The 5,832-nt window shown below is 73.2% G+C and carries 6 protein-coding genes; 5 read left to right on the top strand and 1 reads right to left on the bottom strand.

Annotated features, from left to right (window positions below):
• Window positions 1-159 precede the first annotated feature (159 nt).
• Both SACPADRAFT_RS0208270 and dmpG read left to right on the top strand, forming a co-directional pair.
• The gene (locus SACPADRAFT_RS0208270; RefSeq protein WP_007026176.1) at window positions 160-1,077 is read left to right on the top strand and encodes an acetaldehyde dehydrogenase (acetylating); all 918 of its coding nucleotides are present in this window, start codon (window positions 160-162) and stop codon (window positions 1,075-1,077) included.
• Complete coding sequence (dmpG, locus tag SACPADRAFT_RS0208265) at window positions 1,074-2,171, top strand: 4-hydroxy-2-oxovalerate aldolase (RefSeq protein WP_007026175.1); 1,098 nt, start codon at window positions 1,074-1,076, stop codon at window positions 2,169-2,171. Before SACPADRAFT_RS0208270 ends, dmpG begins: the two co-directional genes overlap by 4 nt.
• Before the next feature lie 344 nt (window positions 2,172-2,515).
• Here dmpG and SACPADRAFT_RS0208255 read toward each other — a convergent pair whose 3' ends face one another.
• Window positions 2,516-3,142, bottom strand: coding sequence for a TetR/AcrR family transcriptional regulator (locus tag SACPADRAFT_RS0208255; RefSeq protein WP_007026174.1), 627 nt, complete (start codon window positions 3,140-3,142; stop codon window positions 2,516-2,518).
• A 65-nt stretch (window positions 3,143-3,207) separates the two neighbouring features.
• Between SACPADRAFT_RS0208255 and SACPADRAFT_RS0208250 the strand changes: the two genes are divergently transcribed.
• The 3 genes from SACPADRAFT_RS0208250 to SACPADRAFT_RS0208240 are packed head-to-tail and all read left to right on the top strand — an operon-like array spanning window position 3,208 to window position 5,631.
• Window positions 3,208-4,143, top strand: a complete 936-nt coding sequence (locus tag SACPADRAFT_RS0208250) for an oxygenase MpaB family protein (protein WP_007026173.1) — start codon at window positions 3,208-3,210, stop codon at window positions 4,141-4,143.
• Between the two features lie 46 nt (window positions 4,144-4,189).
• The gene (locus tag SACPADRAFT_RS0208245) at window positions 4,190-5,209 is read left to right on the top strand and encodes an LLM class F420-dependent oxidoreductase (RefSeq protein ID WP_007026172.1); all 1,020 of its coding nucleotides are present in this window, start codon (window positions 4,190-4,192) and stop codon (window positions 5,207-5,209) included.
• Window positions 5,210-5,235: 26 nt separating this feature from the next.
• Window positions 5,236-5,631 carry an ankyrin repeat domain-containing protein gene (locus SACPADRAFT_RS0208240; RefSeq protein ID WP_007026171.1) on the top strand — a complete coding sequence of 132 codons (396 nt, stop codon included), beginning with the start codon at window positions 5,236-5,238 and terminating at the stop codon, window positions 5,629-5,631.
• Window positions 5,632-5,832 lie beyond the last annotated feature (201 nt).

The raw sequence follows: 5,832 nt of genomic DNA, 5'->3' as shown, positions 1-5,832 counted from the left end.
GCGCGGTTGTCCCAGCTCGCCTTCGAGCACCTGCTCGGCGCCTGACGAGCCCCGCGCCGGGTCCCGCGGTGGGGGCTGGACCCGGCGCGGGCGGGCCGTTTCCGGTGAGCGGGACGGCGACGTTGCCCCACCGTGCGCGCCGGAGCACCGTGTGCCGCCATGAGCGAATCCCGAGCGGTGGCCGCCATCGTCGGCCCGGGACACATCGGAACGGACCTGCTGGCCAAACTGCGCCGCAGCGAGCGGATCGACGTGCGGTACATGGTGGGTGTGGACCCGGCCTCGGACGGGCTCGCGCGGGCGGCCGAGCTCGGGGTCGCCGCCTCCGCCGAGGGGGTGGACTGGCTGCTCGACCGGGACGAACGGCCGGACCTGGTGTTCGAGGCGACCTCGGCGAAGGCCCACCTGGCCGCCGCGCCGCGCTACGCCGAGGCCGGTATCCCCGCCGTCGACCTCACCCCCGCGGCGGTGGGACCGTTCACCTGCCCGGTGGTGAACCTGCCCGCCCGGGTCGACGCGCCGAACCTCAACATGATCACCTGCGGTGGGCAGGCCACCATCCCGATGGTGCACGCCGTCTCCCGCGTCACCCCGGTCTCCTACGCCGAGATCGTCGCGTCGGTGTCCTCGCGCTCGGCGGGACCGGGCACCCGCGCCAACATCGACGAGTTCACCGAGACCACCGCCCGCGGCCTGGAGGAGGTCGGCGGTGCCGAACGGGGCAAGGCGATCATCATCATCAACCCGATGGAACCGCCGATGATCATGCGGGACACGGTGTTCTGCGCGATCGACCCGGACGCCGACCGGGACGCGGTGGCCGAGTCGATCCACCGGATGGTGGCCGAGGTGCAGACCTACGTGCCGGGCTACCGGCTCACCGCCGACCCGCAGTTCGACGACCCCCGCCCGGACTGGGGCGGCAAGGCGCGGGTGGCCGCGTTCCTCGAGGTGGCGGGCAACGGCGACCACCTGCCCACCTACGCGGGCAACCTGGACATCATGACCGCCGCCGCGTCGAAGGTGGGCGAACTGCTGGCCGAACGGATCATCGAGGACAAGGCGGTGCGGGCATGAGCACGACGGGCACGGCAGGCACGACCGGCGCGGCAGGCACGAGCGGCACGGCGGGCACGAGCGGCGCGGCGCACGGCACAGCCGGCACGGGTGCCGACCGGGTGCGGCTGGTCGACACCACCCTGCGCGACGGCAGCCACGCGATGGGCCACCAGTTCACCGAGGCCCAGGTGCGTGACACCGTGCGCGCGCTGGACTCGGCGGGGATCTCGCTCATCGAGGTCACCCACGGCGACGGGCTCGGCGGCTCCACGTTCAACTACGGCTTCTCCCGGGTGGACGAACGGACTCTGATCTCCGCCGCGGTCGACCAGGCACGGCAGGCCCGCATCGCGGTGCTGCTGCTGCCGGGGCTGGGCACGGTCACCGACCTCAAGGCCGCCGCCGACCTCGGTGCGGGCGCGGTGCGCATCGCCACCCACTGCACCGAGGCCGACGTCTCGATCCAGCACTTCGGCGAGGCCCGCGCACTGGGCCTGGAGACGGTCGGCTTCCTGATGCTGGCGCACATGTCCACGCCGGAGGAGCTGGCGAAGCAGGCGCGGATCATGGTGGACGCGGGCTGCCAGTGCGTCTACGTGGTCGACTCGGCGGGCGCGCTGATCCTGGAGGACGCCGCCGACCGGGTCGCCGCCCTGGTGGCCGAGGTCGGCCACGAGGCACAGGTCGGCTACCACGGGCATCAGAACCTCAGCTTCGGCGTGGCCAACTCGGTGCTGGCCCACCGTGCGGGTGCCCGGCAGATCGACGGCTCGCTGGTGGCGCTCGGGGCCGGCGCGGGCAACTCGCCCACCGAGGTCCTCGCGGCCACCTTCGACCGGCTCGGGGTGCACACCGGGGCGGACAAGGACGTGCTCATGGACGCCGCGGAGAACGTCGTCAAGCCCTACATCACCCGGCTGCCGGTGCTGGACCGCTCGTCCATCGTGCAGGGCTACGCCGGGGTGTACTCCAGCTTCCTGCTGCACGCCGAACGCGCCGCCGAGCGCTACGGCGTGCCCGCCCACGAGATCCTCTACGAGGTCGGCCGCCGCCGCTACGTCGGCGGCCAGGAAGACATGATCATCGACATCGCCCTCCACCTGTCGTCATGACCCACCCACCCCCGCGAGTCGCCGCCCGGCGCCCGCGAGTCGACACTCCAGGTCGGCGAGTCGCCGCCCGGTGCCCGCGAGTTGACGCGCGAGGCCGGCGAGTTCACGCGGGAGGCCGGCGAGTTCACGCGGGAGGCCGGCGAGTTCACGCGGGAGGCGGGCGAGCCGGGGTGGGGCACCCGCGAGTCGGTGCAAGCTGTCGGCGGGCGCCGCGTGGCGGACGTGGTCCCACCCACTCGGGTCACGCACCCCCGACGTCGACTCACGGACCCGGAGCGTCGACTCGCGGGTCTGGAGCGTCGACTCGCGGGGCTGGAGTGGTGACTCGCGGGGTGGGGGAGGGGTCAGGCGTGCAGGGCGTCGGCGCCGAGGACGAGGCGGACGCAGTGCGCCGTGAGGTGCTCGCGGGAGACGTCGAGCTGGCCGGTGAGGTAGGCGGTGAACAGGTTCGCCAGGCCGCCGACCAGGGTCAGCGCGGTCATGGTGCGGTCCTGTTCGGCCACCCGGTCGGAGAGCTGTTCGCGCACCAGTTCGGTGAACACCGGCAGCCGCTGTCCGCCGACGCGGCTCAGCGCCGGGTCGGCGAACGGGGCGAGCAGCAGCACCCGGCCCACCCGCGGATCGTCCAGGATCAGCGTGACGAACGCCGAGACCGCCGACCACGCCCGGTCGTGCGGTGCCGAGGCCGCGGGGTGCACCGCGTCCACCAGCGTGCGGTGCGCCTGCTCGGCGACCCGGTCGTAGACGGCCACGACCAGCTCGTCGCGGTCGGCGAAGTTCTCGTAGAAGTAGCGCTCGGTGAGCCGGGCGCGTCGGCACACCGCCCGGACGCTCACCGTGCCGCCGCCCGTGGCGGGTGTGCCGCCGAGCAGGTCGAGCCCGGCGTCGAGCAGTTGCCGCCGCCGGGCGGCCCGCCGGTCGGCCAGTGTCGTGCCCGCCCAGGTGCGTTCCGCGTTCCCCGAGTCCGTCATCACCCGTCCCACGTCCGACCGTGCCACAATTGACTACGCCTGTTGTCACTTCTACGCTGGGTCCCATGCCACACGCCGACCGTGACGACGTCGAGCCGCTCGGACCCGACTCGCTGACCTGGCGTTATTTCGGCGACTGGCGCGGGTTGCTGATCGCCCTGTGGGCGGGCTCCATGCAGAACATGCACCCCGGCCTCGGCGCGGGGGTGGAGCAGCACTCGCGCTTCTTCGCCGAACGGTGGCAGCGCCTGCTGCGCTCGCTCTACCCGATCGGCGGGGTGGTCTACGACGGCCCCCGCGCCCGGGAGACGGCGCGGCGGGTCCGTGGCTACCACGACACGGTCTCCGGCGTCGACGCCCACGGGCGCCGCTACCACGCCCTCGATCCGGACACCTTCTACTGGGCCCACGCCACCTTCTTCGTCAGCACCCTGCGTATCGCCGAGCATTTCATGGGCGGGCTCACCGAGGACCAGCGGCGCACCCTGTTCGACGAGCACGTGCGGTGGTACCGGATGTACGGCGTCAGCATGCGGCCGGTGCCGGACAGCTGGGAGGAGTTCCAGCGGTACTGGCACCGGATGTGCACCGAAGTGCTGGAGGACAACAAGGCCACCCGGGACGTGCTCGACGTCGCCGACATCGCCCGGCCGCCGTTCCTGCGGTGGCTGCCCTTCCCGCTGTGGCGCCTGGTGCGCAGGCCGCTGATGTCCGGCTTCGTGTGGCTGACCGTCGGGATGTACGACCCGCCGGTGCGCGAGCTCCTCGGCTACCGGTGGACCGCCCGGGACGAGCGGTGGCACCGGCTGCTCGGGCGCGCGATCAACGCCGCGTTCCGGCTGGTCCCGTTCGAACGCCGCTACCATCCCCGCGCCCGTGCGGGTTGGCGGCGGGCACTGGGCCGGGACCCGGTGGACACGGCACCGGTGGAGACCCCGGCGCGGAACCTGCCGCCACCGGAGGAACGGGACAAACCCACGCACTACTCGCCCGCGGTCTGACCGGCCCGCCCCGGCGAACGTCCACCCGAAGGGAGACCCGCGACCCGTGAAACTCGGCTACCACCTCGGCTACTGGTCGTCCGGCCCGCCCGCGCACGCGGCGGAGACCATCCGCACCGCCGAGGAGCTCGGCTTCGACTCGGTCTGGACCGCCGAGGGCTACGGGTCGGACGCGCTGACCCCGCTCGCGTGGTGGGGCTCGGCCACCTCGCGGGTCACCCTCGGCACGAACATCGTGCAGATGTCCGCGCGGACCCCGACGGCCACCGCGATGGCGGCGATGACCCTCGACCACCTCAGCGGCGGCCGGTTCGTCCTCGGCCTCGGCGCCTCCGGTCCGCAGGTGGTCGAGGGCTGGTACGGAATGCCGTACCCGAAGCCGCTGGCGCGCACCCGGGAGTACGTCGACATCATCCGCAAGGTCGTCGCGCGTGCCGAACCCGTGACCCACGACGGCGCCCACTACCAACTCCCGCTGGACTCGGGCACCGGGCTGGGCAAGCCGCTCAAGCCCACCGTCCACCCGCTGCGCGAGCACATCCCGATCTACCTGGCCGCCGAGGGGCCGAAGAACGTCGCGCTGTCCGCCGAGATCGGCGACGGCTGGCTGCCGCTGTTCTTCTCCCCGCGCAGCGACGGCTTCTACCGTGCCGCCCTCGACGAGGGCTTCGCCCGGCGGGCGCAGCCGCCGGCGTCGTTCGAGGTGGCCGCGTCGGTGCCGGTGATCGTGCACGACGACGTGGAGGCCGCGGCCGACCTGATCAAGCCGTCGCTGGCCCTCTACATCGGCGGCATGGGAGCCCGCAACGTCAACTTCCACCGCGACGTGTTCGCCCGGATGGGCTACGAGGAGGTGGCCGACCGGGTGCAGGAGCTCTACCTCGCGGGGCGCAAGGACGAGGCCACCGCCGCGATTCCCACCCGCCTGGTCGAGGACACCTCGCTGATCGGTCCGCCCGCGAAGATCCGGGACGAACTCGCCGCCTGGGAGGAGTCCGTGGTGACCACCCTGCTCGTCCGGGGGGACGCGGCGACCCTGCGCACCGTCGCCGACGTGCTGTCCTGACCGGCCCGCCGTGGCAGGCTGACGGGATGAGTGAGCCGCGGGAGCCGGATCCGGACCTGGTCGACCTGTGGGCACGGGTCTTCGACATGGCCCGGCACGGACACACCGAGACCCTGGCCGCCTACGTGGACGCGGGGATCTCGGCGAACCTGACCAACGACAAGGGCGACACCCTTGTGATGTTGGCCGCGTACCACGGGCACGCCGGGACCGTCCGGGCCCTGCTCCGCCGCGGTGCGGACCCGGACCGGCTCAACGACCGCGGGCAGAGCCCGCTCGCCGGCGCGGTGTTCAAGAACGAGCCCGACGTGGTGCAGGCCCTGCTCGACGGCGGTGCGGACGCGGCGGCGGGCAGCCCGTCGGCGGTGGAGACCGCCCGCATGTTCGACAACGCCGACATGCTCGCCCTGCTCGGGGCCTGAGTCCACCCTGCGGGACGGGCCGCACCCGCTACGGCATCCTGGGCACCATGCTCACTCGCACCGTGCCCGCCGACCCCGCGGGGTTCCCGGCCGCCGCCGGCCCCGCCACCGTGCTGTCCCGGCCCGCCCGGCCGCCGCGTCCCGGTGCGGGGTGGTCGGCGTGAGCGCGGAGCAGCACTACCTCACCGGACTCGACCTCAC

The organism is Saccharomonospora iraqiensis subsp. paurometabolica YIM 90007 (genome assembly GCF_000231035.2).
GTDB lineage: Bacteria > Actinomycetota > Actinomycetes > Mycobacteriales > Pseudonocardiaceae > Saccharomonospora > Saccharomonospora paurometabolica.
Note: the sequence above shows the minus strand (reverse complement) of the source record. Positions and strands in the feature narration are given on the sequence as shown.